19 protein-coding genes are annotated in these 18,768 nt (G+C 73.1%); 9 read left to right on the top strand and 10 right to left on the bottom strand.

Annotation, left to right across the window (positions count from 1 at the left end):
* Positions 1-51: 51 nt before the first annotated feature.
* Positions 52-777, top strand: coding sequence for a class I SAM-dependent methyltransferase (locus tag ACK2IS_RS06710; RefSeq protein ID WP_409485365.1), 726 nt, complete (start codon positions 52-54; stop codon positions 775-777).
* A 92-nt stretch (positions 778-869) separates the two neighbouring features.
* On the top strand, positions 870-1,271 hold the full coding sequence (locus ACK2IS_RS06705; RefSeq protein ID WP_409485364.1) for a VOC family protein: 402 nt from the start codon (positions 870-872) through the stop codon (positions 1,269-1,271).
* On the opposite strand, the gene ACK2IS_RS06700 is transcribed toward ACK2IS_RS06705, so the two are convergent.
* The gene (locus tag ACK2IS_RS06700; protein ID WP_409485363.1) at positions 1,253-1,450 is read right to left on the bottom strand and encodes a hypothetical protein; all 198 of its coding nucleotides are present in this window, start codon (positions 1,448-1,450) and stop codon (positions 1,253-1,255) included. The genes ACK2IS_RS06705 and ACK2IS_RS06700 overlap by 19 nt on opposite strands.
* A 54-nt stretch (positions 1,451-1,504) precedes the next feature.
* On the opposite strand from ACK2IS_RS06700, the gene ACK2IS_RS06695 reads away from it, so the two are divergent.
* The gene (locus ACK2IS_RS06695) at positions 1,505-2,362 is read left to right on the top strand and encodes a DNA-formamidopyrimidine glycosylase family protein (protein WP_409485362.1); all 858 of its coding nucleotides are present in this window, start codon (positions 1,505-1,507) and stop codon (positions 2,360-2,362) included.
* Between the two features lie 49 nt (positions 2,363-2,411).
* Here the strand turns inward: ACK2IS_RS06695 and ACK2IS_RS06690 are convergent, their stop codons facing one another.
* From ACK2IS_RS06690 to rimO, 4 genes are all read right to left on the bottom strand, one after another.
* Positions 2,412-2,723, bottom strand: a complete 312-nt coding sequence (locus ACK2IS_RS06690) for a helix-turn-helix domain-containing protein (protein ID WP_409485361.1) — start codon at positions 2,721-2,723, stop codon at positions 2,412-2,414.
* A gap of 98 nt (positions 2,724-2,821) precedes the next feature.
* Positions 2,822-3,385 (bottom strand): CinA family protein, encoded by a 564-nt coding sequence (locus ACK2IS_RS06685; protein WP_409485360.1) that lies wholly within the window; start codon positions 3,383-3,385, stop codon positions 2,822-2,824.
* Positions 3,378-3,974 carry a CDP-diacylglycerol--glycerol-3-phosphate 3-phosphatidyltransferase gene (gene pgsA / locus ACK2IS_RS06680; protein ID WP_409485359.1) on the bottom strand — a complete coding sequence of 199 codons (597 nt, stop codon included), beginning with the start codon at positions 3,972-3,974 and terminating at the stop codon, positions 3,378-3,380. Before pgsA ends, ACK2IS_RS06685 begins: the two co-directional genes overlap by 8 nt.
* Positions 3,971-5,569 (bottom strand): 30S ribosomal protein S12 methylthiotransferase RimO, encoded by a 1,599-nt coding sequence (rimO, locus tag ACK2IS_RS06675; RefSeq protein WP_409485358.1) that lies wholly within the window; start codon positions 5,567-5,569, stop codon positions 3,971-3,973. The genes pgsA and rimO overlap by 4 nt, the downstream gene beginning before the upstream one ends.
* A gap of 233 nt (positions 5,570-5,802) precedes the next feature.
* Here rimO and ACK2IS_RS06670 point away from each other — a divergent pair, with 233 nt between their 5' ends.
* A complete protein-coding gene (locus tag ACK2IS_RS06670) occupies positions 5,803-7,290 on the top strand; it encodes a basic amino acid/polyamine antiporter (protein ID WP_409485357.1) in 1,488 nt (495 codons plus the stop codon).
* 71 nt (positions 7,291-7,361) lie between these two features.
* On the opposite strand, the gene ACK2IS_RS06665 is transcribed toward ACK2IS_RS06670, so the two are convergent.
* Complete coding sequence (locus ACK2IS_RS06665) at positions 7,362-10,076, bottom strand: DNA translocase FtsK (RefSeq protein WP_409485356.1); 2,715 nt, start codon at positions 10,074-10,076, stop codon at positions 7,362-7,364.
* Between the two features lie 267 nt (positions 10,077-10,343).
* Between ACK2IS_RS06665 and ACK2IS_RS06660 the strand changes: the two genes are divergently transcribed.
* Positions 10,344-11,597 carry a glycosyltransferase family 4 protein gene (locus ACK2IS_RS06660; protein WP_409485355.1) on the top strand — a complete coding sequence of 418 codons (1,254 nt, stop codon included), beginning with the start codon at positions 10,344-10,346 and terminating at the stop codon, positions 11,595-11,597.
* A complete protein-coding gene (locus ACK2IS_RS06655) occupies positions 11,594-12,544 on the top strand; it encodes a DMT family transporter (RefSeq protein WP_409485354.1) in 951 nt (316 codons plus the stop codon). Before ACK2IS_RS06660 ends, ACK2IS_RS06655 begins: the two co-directional genes overlap by 4 nt.
* A gap of 52 nt (positions 12,545-12,596) precedes the next feature.
* On the opposite strand, the gene ACK2IS_RS06650 is transcribed toward ACK2IS_RS06655, so the two are convergent.
* Both ACK2IS_RS06650 and dapA read right to left on the bottom strand, forming a co-directional pair.
* Positions 12,597-14,300, bottom strand: a complete 1,704-nt coding sequence (locus ACK2IS_RS06650) for a ribonuclease J (protein ID WP_409485353.1) — start codon at positions 14,298-14,300, stop codon at positions 12,597-12,599.
* On the bottom strand, positions 14,297-15,190 hold the full coding sequence (dapA, locus tag ACK2IS_RS06645) for a 4-hydroxy-tetrahydrodipicolinate synthase (RefSeq protein WP_409485352.1): 894 nt from the start codon (positions 15,188-15,190) through the stop codon (positions 14,297-14,299). Before dapA ends, ACK2IS_RS06650 begins: the two co-directional genes overlap by 4 nt.
* Before the next feature lie 275 nt (positions 15,191-15,465).
* Here dapA and ACK2IS_RS06640 point away from each other — a divergent pair, with 275 nt between their 5' ends.
* Genes ACK2IS_RS06640 through ACK2IS_RS06630 form a run of 3 tightly spaced genes read left to right on the top strand, consistent with a single transcriptional unit; the run spans position 15,466 to position 17,162 of the window.
* Positions 15,466-16,257: a thymidylate synthase gene (locus ACK2IS_RS06640; RefSeq protein WP_409485351.1), complete on the top strand. Its 792-nt coding sequence runs from the start codon at positions 15,466-15,468 to the stop codon at positions 16,255-16,257.
* Entirely contained in the window at positions 16,254-16,787 is a 534-nt protein-coding gene (locus ACK2IS_RS06635; RefSeq protein WP_409485350.1) for a dihydrofolate reductase, read from the top strand. Before ACK2IS_RS06640 ends, ACK2IS_RS06635 begins: the two co-directional genes overlap by 4 nt.
* Positions 16,788-16,790: 3 nt before the next feature.
* Positions 16,791-17,162, top strand: coding sequence for a hypothetical protein (locus ACK2IS_RS06630; RefSeq protein ID WP_409485349.1), 372 nt, complete (start codon positions 16,791-16,793; stop codon positions 17,160-17,162).
* Between the two features lie 12 nt (positions 17,163-17,174).
* Here the strand turns inward: ACK2IS_RS06630 and ACK2IS_RS06625 are convergent, their stop codons facing one another.
* Together ACK2IS_RS06625 and ACK2IS_RS06620 are read right to left on the bottom strand one after the other, a co-directional pair.
* The gene (locus ACK2IS_RS06625; RefSeq protein WP_409485348.1) at positions 17,175-17,954 is read right to left on the bottom strand and encodes a sulfite exporter TauE/SafE family protein; all 780 of its coding nucleotides are present in this window, start codon (positions 17,952-17,954) and stop codon (positions 17,175-17,177) included.
* Positions 17,947-18,720 (bottom strand): HAD family hydrolase, encoded by a 774-nt coding sequence (locus ACK2IS_RS06620; protein ID WP_409485347.1) that lies wholly within the window; start codon positions 18,718-18,720, stop codon positions 17,947-17,949. Before ACK2IS_RS06620 ends, ACK2IS_RS06625 begins: the two co-directional genes overlap by 8 nt.
* Positions 18,721-18,768 lie beyond the last annotated feature (48 nt).

Here is an 18,768-nt window from a genome sequence, read left to right as displayed (position 1 = left end):
CGTGCCGGAAACCCGGTGGCCGTGGGGCGGCCGGCGTCCTAGCGTCGGCGGGTGCCCGATCCTCTGTTCGCGGACCCGCGTCTCGCCCCGCTCTACGACACCTTCGAAGGCGACCGGACCGACCTGGCGCCATACCTCGCGCTGATGCACGAGCTGGGGGCCCGGACCGTGCTCGACATCGGGTGCGGGACCGGGACCTTCGCGGTGCTGGCCGCCGCGGTCGGGGCCCGGGTCACGGGCGTCGATCCCGCCGTGGCCTCGCTGGAGGTGGCCCGCGGCAAGCCGGGCGCCGACCGGGTCACCTGGCACGCCGGCACGGTCACGACGGCCCCGCCGGCCCGGGTCGACCTGGCGCTGATGACCGGGAACGTCGCGCAGGTCTTCCTGGACGACGCACAGTGGCTGAAGACCCTGGCGGCGGTCCGGGACCGGCTCGCCCCGCACGGGCGGTTCGCCTTCGAGACCCGGCGGCCCGAGGCTCGCGCCTGGGAGGGGTGGGCGGCCCCCTTCGAGGCCAGCTGGACGGTGACCGGCGTCGGTCTGGTGCGGCAGCGACGCGAGCTCCTCGACGTGACGCTGCCGCTCGTGCGGTTCCGTTGGCGCTACGAGCTCGCCGGGGGCGAGCGGATCGACTCGGACTCGACCGTGCGCTTCCGCGACGACGAGGAGAACCGCCATCTGCTGCGGCAAGCCGGGCTGAGCGTGGTCGCGTGTCGGGAGGCCGCGGACCGGCCCGGCCAGGAGCGGGTCTACCTCACCCGCTCCGTCGACGGCTGACGTCTGCCCCCGGGTGCGTTCGCCCGCGCCGCTCGTCCCGGCCGGACGCGTCCCCATTGCGGGGCCACGAGGCACATGTGCACCCTGGACGCATGAGTGCGCCGACGCCCTACGTCCTCTTCCCGGGCACCTGCCGGGAGGCCATGACGACCTACCACCGGATCTTCGGCGGGGAGCTCGTCCTGCACACCCGCGCCGACGTGCAGCGCACCGACGAGCCCCTCGACGCGATCGGTCACGGGATGCTGCGCGGGCCCGCGACGATCTACGGTGCCGACGTCGCCGAGGGCGAGCAGCCCGTCCGCGCCGAGGGCCTGATGCTCGCACTCCTCGGGGCGGGTGACGCCGAGGGCGCGCACCGGTGGTTCCGCGAGCTCGCAGCGGGCGGGGAGGTCGTGGACGAGCTGCAGGAGCGACAGTGGGGTGCCTGGGACGGCCAGGTGCGCGACCGCTTCGGCCTGCTGTGGCTCGTCGGCTACGAGCCGACGGCCTGACCCTCCCACGGCCTCCCCCGGCTCAGGACGTCCCGGACCATGGCCTGGCGGTCGGTGAGGACGGTGGGGTCGCACCCGTCGAGGTGGTCGTCCTCGTGGGGCCGGTCGAGCGGGTGGGAGGGCTGCTCGCGCCCGAAGCGGGCACCGTCCAGCTCGTCCTGCGGCCCGAAAGTCGGCACACGACCAGGCTCGCAGACGGCGGACACGGCCACCACCCGTGGCAGGATCACCGCATGCCCGAGGGAGATGCCGTATGGCGCACCGCACGCCGCCTGCACCGCGGGCTGGCCGGGCACGTGGTCACCGACTGCGACCTGCGCTGGCCCTCCCTCGCCACCTCCGACCTGCGGGGTCGCACCACGCTCGAGGTGGTGTCGCGGGGCAAGCACCTGCTGCACCGGCTGGACGGCGGTCTCACCCTGCACAGCCACCTGCGGATGGAGGGCTCCTGGCGGGTGCACGACCCCGCCGCCCTGACCCTGCGGCAGCTGCGCAACCCGGACGTGCGGGCGGTGCTCGGCTGCGCGACCGCCACGGCGCTCGGCCTGCGGCTCGGGATGATGGACCTGGTCCGCACCGGCGACGAGCCGCGACTGGTGGGGCATCTGGGCCCTGACCTGCTGGGTGCCGACTGGGACCCGGACCGCGTGGTCGCCAACCTGCTCGCGGATGCCGACCGGCACGTCGGCGCCGCGCTGCTCGACCAGCGCAACCTGGCCGGGGTCGGGACGATGTGGGACGCCGAGGTGCTCTTCCTGGAGCGGGTGTGGCCGTGGACGCCGGTGGGCGCTCTGGGCGCGGACGGGCTCCGGGCGATCGTCACGCACGTGCAGCGACTCGTCGACGGGAGCAAGGAACGGCGCTGGTCGGTCTCGACCGGCATCGACGCGCCGGGGCAGGAGCTGTGGGCCCACGGGCGGGCCGGGCGCGAGTGTCGCCGCTGCCACGGGACGATCCGGCTCAGCACGATCGGCGAACCGCCCCAGGACCGGGCGATGTTCTACTGCCCCACCTGCCAGGGCGGCCTCGGGCCGGACGACGACGGGCGGCGGCAGCGACCCATGGGTGAACGGGGCCGCGAGCGTCGGTGAGGCGCGCGACCTCGAAGGCCGGTGCGGCGGCGAGTCGGTCGGGGTGCGGTCAGGCCGCAGGACGGTCGGCGATGACCGTCTCGCGGGCCGCGGGGCCCACCGGCAGGGTGACCGGCGCGGTCATCCGCTCGGTCTCGGACACGCGGACCGACAGGTGGCTCAGCAGCTCGGACAGCGGCAGCCCGAGCGCCGCGCAGATGGAGAAGAGCAGCTCGGAGGAGGCTTCCTTCTCACCGCGCTCCACCTCGGAGAGATAGCCGAGGGAGACCTTGGCGTCGGCCGAGACGTCGCGCAGGGTCCGGCCCAGGTGACGGCGCCGGTCCCGCAGGACCTGACCCAGCTCACGGCGCAGCAGGATCACCAGAAGCCCCTCTCGTCAGGTCGTGGTCGACGGTTGGTTCCCACCATAGCGGTCGACCCCCGTGGGCGGCGCGCAGGCACGCGTCGTGATGACCAGGCTCACCCGGCCGGCGGACGGGGCGGAACGCTCCTGGACGGGGCGTCCCACGAGTCGACCGAGGACCGGCGTGGGCCTGCCGGACGCAGGCCTGCCGGGGCCGTCGACACCACGGCGTGGGCGAGCGCGACCACCTCGCGGACGGCACCCGTCCGCACCGCCGCACGGTCCCCGCGCAGGGCCAGCCGTCGGGTCGTGACCTGGTCGCCCAGCGCCACGGCGATCCACACCGTCCCCACGGGCTGCCCGTCGGCGCGGTCCGGACCCGCCACCCCGGTCGTGGCCAGCCCCACGTCGGCGGAGCAGGCGTGCCGCACCCCGAGCGCCATGAGGCGGGCGACCTCCTCGGACACGGCACCCCGCTCGGCGAGCAGGTCGGCCGGGACGCCGAGCAGGTCCGTCTTGACGGCATACGCGTAGGACACGACGCCGCCGCGCACGGTCCGCGAGGCACCGGGCACGTCGACCAGCGCCGCGCACACCAGGCCCCCGGTGAGCGACTCGGCGGCGGCGACGGTCAGCCCCCGCGCCTCCAGGGCTCCCAGCAGGCGGGGGGCGTCAGCCACGCCGACCCTCGGCCCGCAGCCGCCTCGCCGCGAGGACGTAGTCGACCCCGGTCACCACGGTGACCGCCAGGGCCGCGGCCATGACGGCCCCGGCGAGCCACAGCCACCAGCCGGGACCGGGCACGAGGTACATCCCCAGCGCGATCGCCTGGAGCATCGTCTTGAGCTTGCCGCCGCGGCTGGCCGCCATCACGCCATACCTCTTGACGACGAAGCGCATCACCGTGATCCCGAGCTCGCGCACCAGGATCACGACCGTCACCCACCACCACAGCAGCCCGAGCAGCGACAGGCAGACCAGGCCCGCACCCATGAGCGCCTTGTCCGCGATCGGGTCCGCCAGCTTCCCGAAGTCCGTGATCAGCCCCCGGGACCGGGCGATGTCTCCGTCGACCTTGTCGGTGAGGGAGGCGAGCAGGAAGACCGCGAAGGCCCACCACCGGTCGGACACGTCGGTGCCGTGGTGGCGCATCAGCAACCACACGAAGACCGGCACGAGCAGGATCCGCAGCACCGTCAGGGCGTTGGCGACGTTCCACGCGCTGACCTGACGGGTCGGCTGCTCGGCGGGCGTATGCCGGGAGCTCATCGCGGCTCACCTGCCGGTGCGGGGTCCACGGCGCCGGTCGGCTCGGCCACGAGGTCCACCCCCTCGGTGGCCACGACGACCGCCGTGACGATGTCGCCCACCCGCGGGAGCTCGTCGTGCGCCGCGTAGGTCAGCAGCGTCACCCCGTCGACGTCCGGCCCCTGGAAGGGCGCCCGGCCGACGACCTCGGCCCCGTCCCCCAGCGCCTCGTCGCGGTCGATCTCCTCCACCAGCACCTGCACGGTGTCGCCGATCCGGTCCTCCGCGCGTTGGGCCATGAGCTCGGCGACCAGGGCCTGCACCCGGCAGACCCGCTCGGCGACGACGTCCTCCTCGACCTTGTCGACGTAGGTCTCGGCCTCGGTGCCGTCCTCGTCGGAGTAGCCGAACACCCCGACCACGTCCAGGCGCGCCTCGGTCAGGAAGCGCTCCAGCTCGGCCACGTCCTGCTCGGTCTCGCCGGGGAAGCCGACGATCACGTTGGAGCGGATGCCCGCGTCGGGGCGGATCGCCCGGATCTGCTCGATCAGGGCGAGGAAGGACTCGGTCGACCCGAACCGCCGCATCCGGCGCAGCAGCGGCTCGCTGGCGTGCTGGAAGGAGATGTCGAAGTACGGCACCACGGTGGGCACGGCGAGCAGGGTCTCGATCAGGCCGGGCCGGATCTCGGCGGGCTGCAGGTAGGACACCCGGATCCGGGGCAGCCGGTCGATCTCGCCGAGCGACTCCACGAGGGACTCCAGCAGCCGCAGGTCCCCCAGGTCCTTGCCGTACGACGTGGAGTTCTCCGAGACCAGGAAGACCTCGCGCACGCCCTGGTCGACCAGCCAGCGGGCCTCGGCGAGCACGTCGGCGGGCCGCCGCGACACGAAGGACCCGCGGAAGGCCGGGATGGCGCAGAAGGCGCACCGCCGGTCGCAGCCCGAGGCGATCTTGAGCGGCGCCCAGGGGCGGCCGTCCAGGCGGCGGCGCACCACCCGGGGGCCGGCCGGCGGCGCGATCCCCTCGGGCAGGTCGGGCACCTGGGGCACCCCGGCGTCCGGCAGCCCCTCGGCGACCGACGCAAGGGCGACCGCCGTGGCGCCGACGGGGGCCTCGGCGCCGTGGCCGGGCAGCGCGACCCTCGGGGCCGCGTCCTGCCGCGCCGCGGGTGACAGCGGCAGCAGGCGCCGCCGGTCGCCGGGGACGTGCGCCTCGGGCGAGGCGCCGGCGAGGATGGCGCGCAAGTGACCGGACATGTCGGTGTAGGAGTCGAAGCCAAGCACCGCGTCGGCCTCCGGCAGCTGCGCCGCCAGGTCCTTGCCGTAGCGCTCCGCCAGGCAGCCCACCGCGACGACCTTGCGGGTGCGGCCCTGCTCCTTGAGGTCGGAGGCCTCCAGCAGCGCGTCGATCGAGTCCTTCTTGGCCTGCTCCACGAAGCCGCAGGTGTTGACCACGGCCACGTCCGCGTCGGCCGCGTCCTCGACCAGCGTCCAGCCACCATCGGCCAGCCGGCCGGCGAGCTCCTCGGAGTCCACCTCGTTGCGGGCGCAGCCGAGCGTGACGACGGCGACGGTGCGGGACTGGTGCTCGTGCTCGGTCGCCGGTGAGGTCATGCGGACAACCCTAGTTGCCCCACGGTTGAATGGCGTCATGTCCGCTCCGGAGCGTGACCCCCCGCGGCCCGCGACACCCGTCGGCCCGGCGCCCGGCGCCGGACGCCGCGGGTCCTGGGCGCCGTCACCCGATGGGCCGAACACCCCGGGACGAGGGCCGGGGCGGCCACGGCAGGGCCGTTGCGCCTCCTTATCGTGGAGCCGTCCCATACCCGATCTAGGTGGTGCCGACGATGTCACCCTCCAGCCCGGCGGTCCCCGACCGCGACCCCGCCCGCTCCACCGACCAGGCCGTCGACGCCGACCACAACCTGGGCCTGTGGCCCCTGGTGGGGCTGATCATCGGTTCGATGATCGGGGCCGGCATCTTCCACCTGCCCGCCCAGATGGCCGGGACAGCCGCCCCCGGCCCCAACCTGATCGGCTGGGGCATCTTCGGCACCGGCATGCTCGTGCTGGCCCTGGTGTTCCAGAACCTCGGCCGTCGCGCCCCCACCGTCGACGGCGGGGTCTACGGCTTCGCCAAGGACGGGTTCGGCGACTACGTCGGCTTCACCTCGGCCTGGGGCTACTGGTTCTCCACGTGGACCGGCTCGGTGGGCTACCTGGTGCTGCTGTTCTCCACGCTCGGGCGTTACCTGTCACCGTTCAAGGACGGGCAGACCTGGCAGGCCATCCTCGGCGCCTCCGTCGTGCTGTGGCTGGTCCACGGCCTGATCCTCGCGGGCATCCGGCAGGCGACCTTCATCAACGCCGTCGTCTCGGCCTGCAAGGTCATCCCGCTGGTCGTCTTCCTGGTCCTCGGCGTGATCGCCTGGCGCCGCGACGTCTTCACGGCGGACGTGTGGGGTCACGGGGTGCAGGTCGAGGGGGCCGGCCTGGGGTCGGTCGGCGCGCAGGTCAACGGCATGATGCTGCTCGCGGTGTGGTACTTCCTCGGGATCGAGGGCGCGTCGGTCTACGCCGCGCGGGCCCGGGACCGCGCCGACGCCGCCAGGGCCACGATGATCGGCTTCCTCACCGTGCTGACCCTGCTCGTCGGCGTCAACGTGCTGTCCTACGGCATCGTGCGTCAGGCCGAGCTCGCGGGCTACCCCGAGCCCTCGCTGGCCGGGGTGCTGCGGGACGCGGTCGGCCCCTGGGGCGAGCACTTCATCACCGTCGCCATCGTGATCTCCCTGGTCGGGGCCTACATGTCCTGGATGCTCCTCAGCTCGGAGATCCTGATGTACCCCGCCCACGACGGCGTCCTGCCCCGTGTCTTCGGCAAGGAGAACTCCCACGGCGTACCCGTCACCGGCCTGTGGCTGACCAGCCTGTGCATGCAGGCCATGCTGCTGATGGGCAACACCTACACCAAGCTCACGCTCCTCGCCGGAGCCATGGTGCTCCTCCCCTACTTCTGGACCGCGGCGTACCAGGTGCTCATCGCCGTCCGGGACCACCGGGGCGACAGCGCCGGGACCCGCGCCCGGGAGATCCTCCTCGGCGTGCTGGCCGTGCTCTTCGCGGTCTACCTGATCTACTTCGCGGCCGGGCTGCCCTACCTGCTCGTCGCGTGCATCGCGTTCTTCCTCGGCACGATCCTGTACGTCTGGGCCCGACGCGAGCGGGGCCTGGCACTGTTCTCCCGGGCCGAGTGGGTGGTCTTCGCCGTGGTCACGGTCGCGGCGGTCGTCGGCGCCTGGCAGCTCGCCCACGGCCAGATCGCGGTCAGCTGACCCCTGCGCCCGAACGACGAGGCCCCGGTCACCACCTCGGTGGTGACCGGGGCCTGCGACATGCACCGGGATCAGAAGCCCCCGCCGCCCGCACGGCCCTGCTGGGTGAGCTCCCAGGCGTCCTCGGACTCCGGCTCGTCGGCCGCGTCGCCGACGTAGCCCTCGGCCATCGCACCGCTCGCCCCGGCATAGGGGTCGGCAGCGGGGGCGGCCGCCACCGGGGGCGGCGGGTCGTCGCCGCGCATCAGCGCCAACGTGGCCGGCAGGTCGTCGGGCTTGACGAGCACGTCGCGGGCCTTGGAGCCCTCGGACGGGCCGACCACGCCGCGGGACTCGAGCAGGTCCATCAGCCGCCCGGCCTTGGCGAAGCCGACGCGCAGCTTGCGCTGCAGCATCGAGGTGGAGCCGAACTGCGAGGTGACGATCAGCTCGGTCGCCTGCAGCAGCAGCTCCAGGTCGTCGCCGATGTCGTCGTCGATCTGCTTCTGCGAGGCCTGGACCGTGACGTCCTCGCGGTAGGACGGCTTCAGCTGGTCGGTGACCCGCTTGACGACCTCGTGGATCTCGGACTCGGTGACCCAGGCGCCCTGGACGCGCATCGGCTTGCTCGCGCCCATCGGCAGGAAGAGCGCGTCGCCCTGACCGATGAGCTTCTCGGCGCCGGGCTGGTCCAGGACCACGCGGGAGTCGGCGAGCGAGGAGGTCGCGAAGGCCATCCGCGAGGGGACGTTGGCCTTGATCAGGCCGGTGACCACGTCCACGGAGGGTCGCTGCGTGGCGAGCACCAGGTGGATACCGGCGGCGCGGGCCAGCTGGGTGATCCGGACGATCGACTCCTCGACGTCGCGCGGGGCGACCATCATCAGGTCGGCGAGCTCGTCGACGATCACCAGCAGGTAGGGATACGGCTGCAGCACCCGCTCCGAGCCCGCCATCGGCGTGACCTGGCCGGCCTTGACGGCCTTGTTGAAGTCGTCGACGTGCTTGAAGCCGAAGTTCGCCAGGTCGTCATACCTCTGGTCCATCTCCCGCACCACCCACTGCAGGGCCTCGGCGGCCTTCTTGGGGTTGGTGATGATCGGGGTGATCAGGTGCGGGATGCCGTCGTACGCCGTGAGCTCCACGCGCTTGGGGTCGACCAGGATCATCCGCACCTCGTCCGGCGTGGACCGCATCAGGATCGAGGTGATCATCGAGTTGACGAAGCTGGACTTGCCCGCGCCGGTGGCCCCGGCGACGAGCAGGTGCGGCATCTTGGCGAGGTTGGCGATGACGTAGCCGCCCTCGACGTCCTTGCCGACGCCCATGACCATCGGGTGGGTGTTGTTGCGGGCCACCTGGCTGCGCAGGACGTCGCCGAGGCAGACGTTCTCGCGGTCGGTGTTGGGGATCTCCACGCCGATCGCGGACTTGCCGGGGATCGGCGACAGGATGCGGACGTCGGCGCTGGCCACGGCGTACGCGATGTTCTTGGACAGCGCGGTGATCCGCTCGACCTTGACGCCGGGCCCGAGCTCGACGACATAGCGCGTGACCGTCGGGCCGCGGGTGAAGCCCGTGACCTGGGCGTCGATGTCGAACTGCTCCAGCACCCCGGTGAGCGCCTCGACCACCCGGTCGTTGGCGGCCGAGCGCTCCTTGTGCGGCGGGCCGGGCTTGAGGATCGCGTCCTCGGGCAGGTGATAGGTGATGTCCCCGGCCAGGGCGAGCTGCTCGACGCGGGCCGGGAGCGGCTCGGTGGGCGGGGCCTCCAGGACCGGCTTGGACGGGACCTGGGCGGCAGGCATCGCCTTGGTCGACCCGGTCGTATGCCGGTCGCTGCGCTCCGCGTCCGTGGGCTGGGCGCCCTGCGCGACGGCGTTGGCCTTGGCCCGCAGCAGCGCGGCGGCCTCGGCTCCCACGGGGCGCTTCTGACCGGGCCGCGGCCCGGTGGCGGTCTCGCGTCCCGTGGGCTCGACGACCGCGGCCTGCTTGTACGCCTCGTCACCCTCCCGCTCGTCCAGCTCGACCCCGAAGCGGCGCCGGCGGCGCGCGGGGCTGTCTGGGTCGTCGTGGTCGGGGCCGAGGAAGAGCCGCAGGTAGCCCTCCTTCAGCCGGGTGCCGAGCAGGTGCGGCGGGGTGGCGGTGATGATCAGCAGGGAGAGGGAGGCCAGCGCCCCGAGGACGGCGAGGGCCCCGCCACCGCCGAGCGCCGAGGCGAGCGGATTTCCGGCGAGGAACCCGAAGATGCCGCCCGCGGCCTGCAGGGCGTCGGGTCGGGCCTGGTCGGGCAGGCCCTTGACGACGTGCGCGATGCCGCACGCCGCGACGAGGAACAGCACCGTCCCGATGGCCATCCGGCTGGTGGCCTGCGGCTGGTCGGGCGCCCGCATCAGCCGCACCCCGAAGGCCAGCAGCAGCAGGGGCAGGACCAGGGCCAGGCAGCCGAAGGTGCCGGCCACGACCGAGTGGACGGCCAGGCCCGCCCAGCCGGGCAGCCCCCACCACTCCCGGGCGGCGACGAGGATCGCCAGGGCGACCAGCAGCAGCCCGGAGCCGTCACGGCGGTGCTCGGGCTCGACGGTCTCGGGGGTGGCGGCGACGCTGCGCACCCCGCCGCCCACCGCGTGGGCGACCCCCATCCACGTGCTGCGGATGGCCCGCGCCGGCAGCGGCGCGCCGCCGTCGCGGGCCTTGGCGGGTGCCGGACGCCGCGTGGCTCCGCCCGAGGACTTCGCGGGACGGGTCGAACCCCCTCGGCTCGTCGAGCTCGAGCGAGTGGTGCTGGAAGAGCCACGGGTCGCCATGCTGCGCACGGTACGGGACCGGCCTGCCGACGCCACGCGGCACACGCGGGCGGGTGACCAGTCTGTGACCGACCTGCACGTTCACGCCGCGCCACGGTCACCCGGATGACCCCTTGACGGGGCCACTCGGGTGGAACGACACGCCTCCTCAAGAGGCCCGCGTATCGTGGAGGTGCGGCATGATCGCCGAACGGACGCCTCGGCGTCACCGGGGACCCGCCCCCGTCACGGCACGGCAAGGTACGGCGGGCAGGACAAGGACACGAGATGAAGATCGCTCACGTCACCGACTTCTACCTTCCCCGCCTCGGCGGGATCGAGATGCAGGTCGCTGAGCTCACGGGGCGCCAGCGGGCGGCCGGGCACGAGGTCGTGGTCATCACGAGCTCTCCCTCCGACAAGGACGGCCCGGACTCGGGCGACCCCTACTCCGCGGCCCACACGGCACCCGGCATCCCCTTCGGTCCGGACCGGGTGGTCCGGCTGACCGACGACCTGCGCATCCACGACGCCAGCCACCCGGCGGCGTGGTCCCGCGGCCGCCGCGAGGTGCTGGAGGGCGGCTTCGACCTGGTGCACTGCCATGTCGGCGTCGGCAGCCCCCTGGGCTTCTTCGTCGCTCGCGCCGCGGCCCGGGCAGGCATCCCCACCGTGGTCACGGTGCACTCCCTGTGGGCCTGGGCGATCGGCCTGTTCCGGCTGTGCGACCTGATCTGGCGCTGGACCGAGCTGCCCATCGTGTGGACCGCCGTGAGCGACACCGCCGCCCGCCACGTCCGTCGCGTCCTGCCCGACGGCGCCACCGTGCACGTCGTCCCCAACGGCGTCGACCCGGGCCGGTGGACACGCCGCACCGGCTATCCCGACCGCGACGGCGAGATCACCGTGGCGGCGGTCATGCGCCTGAGCACCCGCAAGCGCCCGTTGCCCTTGCTGCGGATGCTGCGCGAGGCCCAGGACCGGGTCGGCTCGCGCGCCCTGATCCGGCTGCAGGTCGCCGGGTGCGGTCCGCGCCAGCACGCCATGGAGCGCTACCTGCGCCGGCACGGCCTCGCCGACCAGGTCACCCTGCACGGCCGGCTCGACCGCGACGGCGTGCGCGCCATGCTCGAGGCGAGCGACGCCTTCGTCGCGCCCGCCAACCTCGAGTCCTTCGGCCTGGCCGCGCTGGAGGCACGTTGCGCCGGACTGCCCATCGTCGCCAAGGCCTCCGGCGGCCTGCCGGAGTTCATCGCGCACGGGCGCGAGGGGCTGATCTGCGAGACCGACGGCGACATGACGGTGGCGCTGGAGCGCTTGGCCCGCGACCGTGATCTCCTGCACGACCTTCAGGACTACAACCGCAACCACGAGGCCCGCGTCGTCTGGCCACACACGCTGACCCTGATGGCCGCGGTCTACGAGGACGCGGGCATCCCGGAGGTCTCGCTGCTCCCGGACGTCGACCTGAGCGAGCTCGCCGACGTGCGCCACGAGCAGACGGTCGACGCACCGGCCCGCCGCACCCGAGGGCGACGATGACCTCCGTCGTGCTGCTCGCCGTGGCAGCGACCTTCGTCTTCGCGATGAGCACGGTGCTCAAGCACCGCAGCGCCGAGACCATGGCCCCCACGAGCGAGGGTCGCGGCGTGCGCCGCGCCGGCAGCTATGTGGTCGCCATGGTGAGCAATCCCTGGTGGCTCGGTGGGCTGCTGTGCGACGGCGGCGCGATCGTCCTGCAGGTCCTGGCGCTCAACAAGGGCGCCATCTCCGTGGTGCAGCCGATGCTGACGCTCGCGCTCGTGTTCTCCCTGGTGCTCAACGCCCTGCTCCTGCGTCAGCGGCCGTCGGGCCGCGAGATCGGCCTCGCGCTGGCGCTGGTCGCCGGCCTGGTGCTGTTCCTGTGGGCCTCCGGGGCCGTCGGGCCGCACGGCCCTGCCGCCAAGGGCGCCAAGATCCCGGCCATCGCCGTCGGTGTCGTCGCGACCGTGCTGGTCGCCGGGTGCGTGACCGTCGCCCGCCGAGTGGGACCTCGGCGCAAGGCCGCCCTGCTCGGCACGGCCGTCGCCGCCGTCTTCGCCTGCACCGCGGCCCTGATCAAGACCTGCACCCACATCGTCGAGCGCGGCGTCCCCGACCTGCTGATGTCCTGGCAGCTGTGGACCCTGCTCGTGGTCGGCGGCCTGGGTCTGGTCCTCAACCAGATGGCCTTCCAGGCCGGACCGCTCGTCTCGAGCCTGCCGGTCATCGCCAGCCTCGACCCGCTCTTCAGCCTGGCCATCGGCCGGGCGGTGTACGACGAGCGCCTGAACAGCGCCCCGAAGGACCTCGTGCTCGAGGGGATCGGTCTGACGATCCTGCTGGGCTCGGTCTTCGCCCTGAGCGTGATCTCCGCCCGGCACCAGCAGGAGGAGCAGGACGAGGCGGCCCTGGCCGAGAGCGCCCGGAACGCCGATCCGGGCGGAGCCACCTGCGCCACCCGGGCCTGACCGCCCCCGGTGGTCCCCGACGCCCCCGGTGGTCCCCGACGCCACCGGATCCTCAGGCGTCGATGACCACCGGGATGATCATCGGACGGCGGCGCAGCTTCTGCCCCACCCACGAGCCGAGCGTGCGCCGGACGACCTGCTGCAGCGCGTAGGTGTCGAGCGTGCCCTTGGCCATGGCGTCCACGACGGCCTGCTCGACCTGCGGCCGGATCCGGTCGAAGACCTCCTGCCCCTCGGCCACGCCGCGCGCCGTGATCTCCGGGTCGGCGACGACCTCATGGGTGGAGGTGTCGACGATGACGATGCAGGTGATGAAGCCCTCGTCGCGCAGGATCCGACGGTCACGCAGCAGGTCGTCGCCGGTCTCGCCACCGAGGGCCGAGCCGTCGACGTACACGTAGCCGCACGGGACCTCGCCGACGATGCGTGCGCGGCCGCGGACCAGGTCCACCACGGTCCCGTCCTGGCAGAGCAGCACCTTGTCGTTCGGGACCCCGGTCGCCTCGGCGAGCTTGCCGTTGGCCACCAGGTGCCGCCACTCGCCGTGCACCGGCATGACGTGCCGGGGCTTGACGATGTTGTAGCAGTAGAGCAGCTCGCCGGCGCTCGCGTGGCCCGAGACGTGGACCTTGGCGTTGCCCTTGTGCACCACGTCGGCGCCCAGACGCATCAGCCCGTTGATCACCCGGTAGACGGCGTTCTCGTTGCCGGGGATGAGGGACGAGGCCATCAGCACGGTGTCCCCGGGCCCCACCTCGATGCGGTGGTCGCGGTTGGCCATCCGGGACAGGGCCGCCATCGGCTCGCCCTGGGAGCCGGTGCAGATCAGCACGAGCTGGTCGTCGCGCAGCGAGTCGACCTTCTTGACGTCGATGAGCACGCCGGGCGGGACGTGCAGATAGCCCAGGTCGGCGGCGATGGTCATGTTGCGCACCATCGAGCGGCCGACCATGGCGACGCGGCGACCGGCCTTGTGCGCGGCGTCGAGGACCTGCTGGACGCGGTGCACGTGCGAGGAGAAGCACGCGACGATGATCCGGCCGGAGGTGTGCCGGAAGACCTTGTCGATCGCCGGGGCGATCTCCCGCTCGGGGGTGGTGAAGCCGGGCACCTCGGCGTTGGTGGAGTCGGTGAGGAAGAGGTCGACGCCCTCCTCCCCCAGCCGGGCGAAGGCCCGCAGGTCGGTGAGGCGGTCGTCCAGCGGCAGCTGGTCCATCTTGAAGTCACCGGTGTGCAGCAGCGTGCCTGCCGTGGTGCGGACCATCACCGCCAGCGCGTCGGGGATCGAGTGGTTGACCGCGACGAACTCGCACTCGAAGGAGCCGAGCCGCTCCACGTCGCCCTCGCGGACGCCGAGGGTGAACGGCTGGATCCGGTGCTCCTTGAGCTTGGCCTCGACCAGGGCGAGCGTCAGCTGGGATCCGACGAGCGGGATGTCGGGCTTGCGGCGCAGCAGGTACGGCAGGGCCCCGATGTGGTCCTCGTGGCCGTGGGTCAGCACGACGGCGTCGATGTCGTCGTAACGCCCCTCGAGGTACTCGAAGTCCGGCAGGATCAGGTCGATGCCCGGGTGGTGCTCCTCGGGGAACAGCACCCCGCAGTCGATGATCAGCAACCGGCCGCGGTGCTCCAGCACCGTCATGTTGCGGCCGACCTCGCCGAGGCCACCGAGGGCCACCACCCGCAGGCCGTCGGTGGGCAGGGTGGGCAGAGCCGCGACGGTGCTCGTCGGCAGCTCGGTGTCAGTTGGGGTCACAGCAGTCCTGAGTCGTGGAGGCCGGATCGGAGGATCTCGACCTGGTCGGGGGTGGCTTCGACGAGGGGCAGACGCACCGTGGGGTGCGCGATGACGCCCAGCTCGACGAGGGCCGCCTTGGTCATGATGGCGCCCTGGGTGACGTTCATCACCGCGTCGACCGCGGGGACGAGGCGGCGGTGGATCTCCCGGGCGCGCGCGAGGTCACCGGCGTCGACGGCGTCGACCATAGCCCGGTAGTCCGAGCCGGCCACGTGGCCGACGACGCTGACGACGCCCACCGCGCCGAGCGCCAGGTGTGCCAGGTTGGCGACGTCGTCGCCGGAGTACCACAGCAGGTCGGTGTCCCGCATGAGCCTGGTCGCGGCCCACAGGTCGCCCTTGGCGTCCTTGACCGCCGTGATGCGGGGGTGCTCGGCGAGGCGCAGCGTCAGGTCGGTGGGGATCGGGACGCCCGAGCGGCCGGGGATGTCGTAGAGCATCACGGGCAGGTCGGTCGCGTCGGCCACCGTGGTGAAGTGCCGCTCGAGCCCGGCCACCGGGGGCTTGTTGTAGTACGGCGTCACCACGAGCAGCCCGTCGACGACCCCCGAGCCCGCGGCCTGGCGGGCGAGCTCCACGGTGTGGTGGGTGTCGTTGGAGCCGACGCCCGCGACGATCCGCAGATCCGGACCGACGGCCTCGCGCACCAGGCGCAGCAGCTCGAGCTTCTCCTGGTCGCTGGTCGTCGGGGACTCCCCGGTCGTGCCGTTGACGACGACGCCGTCGTGGCCGTGGTCGGCCAGGTGCCGCGCCGCCTGCTGGACCCCCTCGCGATCGAGAGAACCGTCGGGAAGCATCGGGGTCACCAGGGCCGAGAGGACCCGGCCGAAGGCAGTGGCGGTCGTCATACGGTCAATGTATCGCCTGCCGCCGACAGACACCTGGACAGGCTGTCCGACGCGGGCGCCGTCGTTCACGCGGGTGCGGACGTGGCGATCGCGCAACCACCCGCTCGGGGGTCCGGGTGGTTGCGCGATCCGGGAGGGACATCGGACGAGCACCGGCGTTCGTTACCCCGGGGCCAGGAAGTCAGATGTGTGCTGCATCACACCTACCCTGGCGGGTGGCGCAGCCGGTACGGCGCTGACCGGGGCCGGTCGGCGTCGGCGGCTAGCGTGGTGGCATGCAGCAGTACCACCAGCTCCTCGCCCGCATCCTCGACGAGGGCGCCGTCAAGACCGATCGCACGGGCACGGGCACCCGCAGCGTCTTCGGCCACCAGATGCGCTTCGACCTGGCCGAGGGCTTCCCGGTGCTGACCACCAAGCGGCTGCACCTGCGCTCGATCATCGGAGAGCTGCTGTGGTTCCTGCGCGGAGACACCAACGTGCGGTGGCTGCAGGAGCGCGGCATCACCATCTGGGACGAGTGGGCGGACGAGCGGGGCGACCTCGGTCCGGTCTACGGCCACCAGTGGCGCAGCTGGCCCACCCCCGACGGCGGGCACGTGGACCAGATCGCCCGGGTCCTCGAGCAGCTGCGCACCCGTCCCGACTCCCGCCGCCACGTGGTGTCCGCCTGGAACGTCGCCGACGTGGACCGGATGGCGCTGCCGCCGTGCCACGCGATGTTCCAGTTCTACGTCGCGGACGGACGGTTGTCCTGCCAGCTCTACCAGCGGTCGGCAGACGTCTTCCTCGGGGTGCCGTTCAACATCGCGTCCTACGCCTTGCTGACCATGATGGTCGCCCAGCAGACCGACCTGACCCCCGGCGACTTCGTGCACACCCTCGGCGACGCGCACCTCTACCTCAACCACCTCGACCAGGCCCGGCTGCAGCTCACCCGGGAGCCCAGACCCCTGCCCACGATGCTCATCCGGCGGCGCGCGTCGATCGACGCCTACGAGATCGAGGACTTCACCCTCGAGGGCTACGAGGCGGACCCGACGATCAAGGCTCCGATCGCCGTATGACGAACCCCACCCCTCCCCCCGCCTCGCCGGTGCCGGTGCCGGGACAGACCCTGACCCTGGTCGCCGCCGTCGGCCGCAACGGCGCGCTCGGTCGCGACGGCGCCCTGATCTGGCACCTGCCCGGCGACCTGCCGCGGTTCAAGGCCCTCACCGTCGGGCGGCCGATGATCGAGGGCCGGCGGACCTATGACGCGATCGGCCGGGCCCTGCCGGGGCGCCGGACCATCGTGGTGACCCGCGACGACCGCTGGCACCGCGACGACGCCGAGACCGCAGGGTCGATCGAGCAGGCCCTGGTGCTCGCCGGTCCCGGCGAGGTGACCTGCGGCGGGGGCGGCGAGATCTACGCCCTCGCCCTCCCGCACGCCGACCGGCTCGAGCTCACCGAGGTCGACGACGCCCCGGCGGCCGATGCCTACTTCCCCGAGGTCGACCCGGCGCAGTGGCGCGAGACCGCGCGCGAGGAGCGTCCCGCGGGGCCGGACCACCCGGCCTTCGCCTTCGTGACCTACGAGCGGGTGCGAGGCTGAACCGTGCGCAACCGGACGATCCTGCTGCTCCTGCTGCCCGGCATGCTCGCCGCGGCGGGGCTGGCCGCCGGCTGGCTGCGACCCCGGGAGCGGGCGGCGCGGCTGGCGGGCCGACCCCCGGGCCGACCCCACGTGTGGGCCCTGACCCTGCTCGGGGCGCTGCTCGGGCTCCTGGTCGGGGTGGCCGTCGGCACCCTGGGCGGGATGGCCGACCACCACCGCGACCTCGGGGCCGACGCCATGGACGGAACCTTCCTGCTCGTCCCCGGCATGCTGATGGGGCTGGCGGCGGGGATCGGTCGCTGGGCGGTCGTCCGGGCAGAACGCCGGCGCCGGGTCCGGCTGCGGCTGCCCGGCCGGCGACGTCGCCGTTGAGGGCCCGCCCGCTCACCAGAGGCCGAGCAGTCGGCCACCGATGCGGATGACGAAGCCGCCGACCACCACCACGAACACGACCCGGACGAAGCCGGTCCCCTGGGCCACGGCCGTCCGGGCCCCGAGGTAGCCGCCCGCGACGTTCGCCGCGCCCATCGCCAGGCCCACCGGCCAGATCACCGCGCCGTGCGGGACGAAGACCACCAGGGCCGCGAGATTGGTCGCGAGGTTGGCGATCTTGGCCTTCGCGCTCGCCTCGAGGAAGGCATAGCCCAGCAGCCCCACCAGCGCGAAGACGAAGAAGGAACCCGTGCCGGGCCCGAGCGCCCCGTCGTAGCACCCGATCAGGGCCCCGACGGCCAGGGCGGCGCCCAGGTGCCGGCGCCCGGACCACCGCAGCCGGGTGGCCGACCCCAGGCTCGGCCGGAACACCGTGCAGGTCCCGACGACGACCAGCGCGACCAGGATGACCGGGTCGAACGCCGCCTGGGGGATGCGGGTGGCCAGGCCGGCCCCGACCAGGGACCCGGCGAAGGCCGCGAGCGCGAGGGGTATCGCGGTGCGCAGGTCGGGCCGCACCCGGCGGTAGTAGGTCGCCGCGCTGGTCGTGGTGCCGCAGATGGACGCGAGCTTGTTGGTGGCGAGCACCTGTGCCGGGGAGGCACCGGGCAGGCCGAGGAGCAGCGCCGGCAGCTGGATCAGTCCCCCGCCACCGACCACGGCGTCCACCCAGCCCGCGCAGAAGGCCGCGGCCACGAGCCCGGCGAGCACGGGCGCGGACAGGTCAGCCATCGGGCGGCCGCCCGGGGCCGCCGCCCGCCCGCCAGCCGTCGACGATCGTGAGCACGTCGAGCAGCTCGTGGGCCACGGCGTCCGGCTCGGCGTCGTGGGAGACCTGCTGCGCCACCGGGATCCGCGAGTGCGGCACCCAGATCGCCCGCATCCCCACCTGCTGCGGGCCGTGGACGTCCTCGAAGGACCGGTCGCCGACATACACGCAGCGCTCCGGCGCCACCCCCACCGCCCGGGCCGCCGCCCGGAAGGCCTCGGGGTGCGGCTTGGCCCACGCGATCTCGCTGGAGTAGACGTCGCCGTCCAGCAGGTGCTCGACGCCGTCGCGGGCGAAGATCGCGCGGTGGTGCTCCCGCGTCCAGAGGGTGTTGGACAGCACGCCGACCCTGATCCCCCGCTCGCGCAGCCCCGCCCACAGCGGCAGCACCTGCGGGTCGGTGAGGGTGTGCTGCTCCCAGAAGCGTTCGTAGGCCGCGAGCCCCGCGCGGGTGGCCTCGCCGTCGGGGTCCAGACCGACCCCGGCCAGCAGCTCGGCGAGCCGGGACGACTCGTGGGTGGTCCGGGAGCGGCGCCACAGCTCGTCCTCGGCGACGACGAGACGCCCGGTGAGCTCGTGGAGCGAGCAGGCCATGGTGCCGTAGCCTCGCGCGAACTCCACCCACTGCTGTCGCAGGTCGACGTCGTGCCAGGGGGTCAGGGTGCCGCCCCAGTCGAAGATCACCGCATCCACGGGTCGGTGCGCGCTCTCGACCGGAGAAGACGTCATGGGTCGCATGCTAGGACGGGTCGTCCCCGCAGGGACGACCCGTCCAGG

The organism is Arsenicicoccus dermatophilus, from assembly GCF_046267915.1.
Classification (GTDB): Bacteria; Actinomycetota; Actinomycetes; order Actinomycetales; family Dermatophilaceae; genus Arsenicicoccus; species Arsenicicoccus dermatophilus_A.
Note: the sequence above shows the minus strand (reverse complement) of the source record. Positions and strands in the feature narration are given on the sequence as shown.

Coding starts and splice junctions, on each gene's coding strand:
- ACK2IS_RS06695 (WP_409485362.1), top strand. CDS start 1,505: ATGCCCGAGGGAGATGCCGTATGGCGCACCGCACGCCGCCTGCACCGC.
- rimO (WP_409485358.1), bottom strand. CDS start 5,569: ATGACCTCACCGGCGACCGAGCACGAGCACCAGTCCCGCACCGTCGCC.
- ACK2IS_RS06660 (WP_409485355.1), top strand. CDS start 10,344: ATGAAGATCGCTCACGTCACCGACTTCTACCTTCCCCGCCTCGGCGGG.
- ACK2IS_RS06640 (WP_409485351.1), top strand. CDS start 15,466: ATGCAGCAGTACCACCAGCTCCTCGCCCGCATCCTCGACGAGGGCGCC.
- ACK2IS_RS06625 (WP_409485348.1), bottom strand. CDS start 17,954: ATGGCTGACCTGTCCGCGCCCGTGCTCGCCGGGCTCGTGGCCGCGGCC.
- pgsA (WP_409485359.1), bottom strand. CDS start 3,974: ATGAGCTCCCGGCATACGCCCGCCGAGCAGCCGACCCGTCAGGTCAGC.
- dapA (WP_409485352.1), bottom strand. CDS start 15,190: ATGACGACCGCCACTGCCTTCGGCCGGGTCCTCTCGGCCCTGGTGACC.
- ACK2IS_RS06655 (WP_409485354.1), top strand. CDS start 11,594: ATGACCTCCGTCGTGCTGCTCGCCGTGGCAGCGACCTTCGTCTTCGCG.
- ACK2IS_RS06705 (WP_409485364.1), top strand. CDS start 870: ATGAGTGCGCCGACGCCCTACGTCCTCTTCCCGGGCACCTGCCGGGAG.
- ACK2IS_RS06670 (WP_409485357.1), top strand. CDS start 5,803: ATGTCACCCTCCAGCCCGGCGGTCCCCGACCGCGACCCCGCCCGCTCC.
- ACK2IS_RS06665 (WP_409485356.1), bottom strand. CDS start 10,076: ATGGCGACCCGTGGCTCTTCCAGCACCACTCGCTCGAGCTCGACGAGC.
- ACK2IS_RS06635 (WP_409485350.1), top strand. CDS start 16,254: ATGACGAACCCCACCCCTCCCCCCGCCTCGCCGGTGCCGGTGCCGGGA.
- ACK2IS_RS06620 (WP_409485347.1), bottom strand. CDS start 18,720: ATGACGTCTTCTCCGGTCGAGAGCGCGCACCGACCCGTGGATGCGGTG.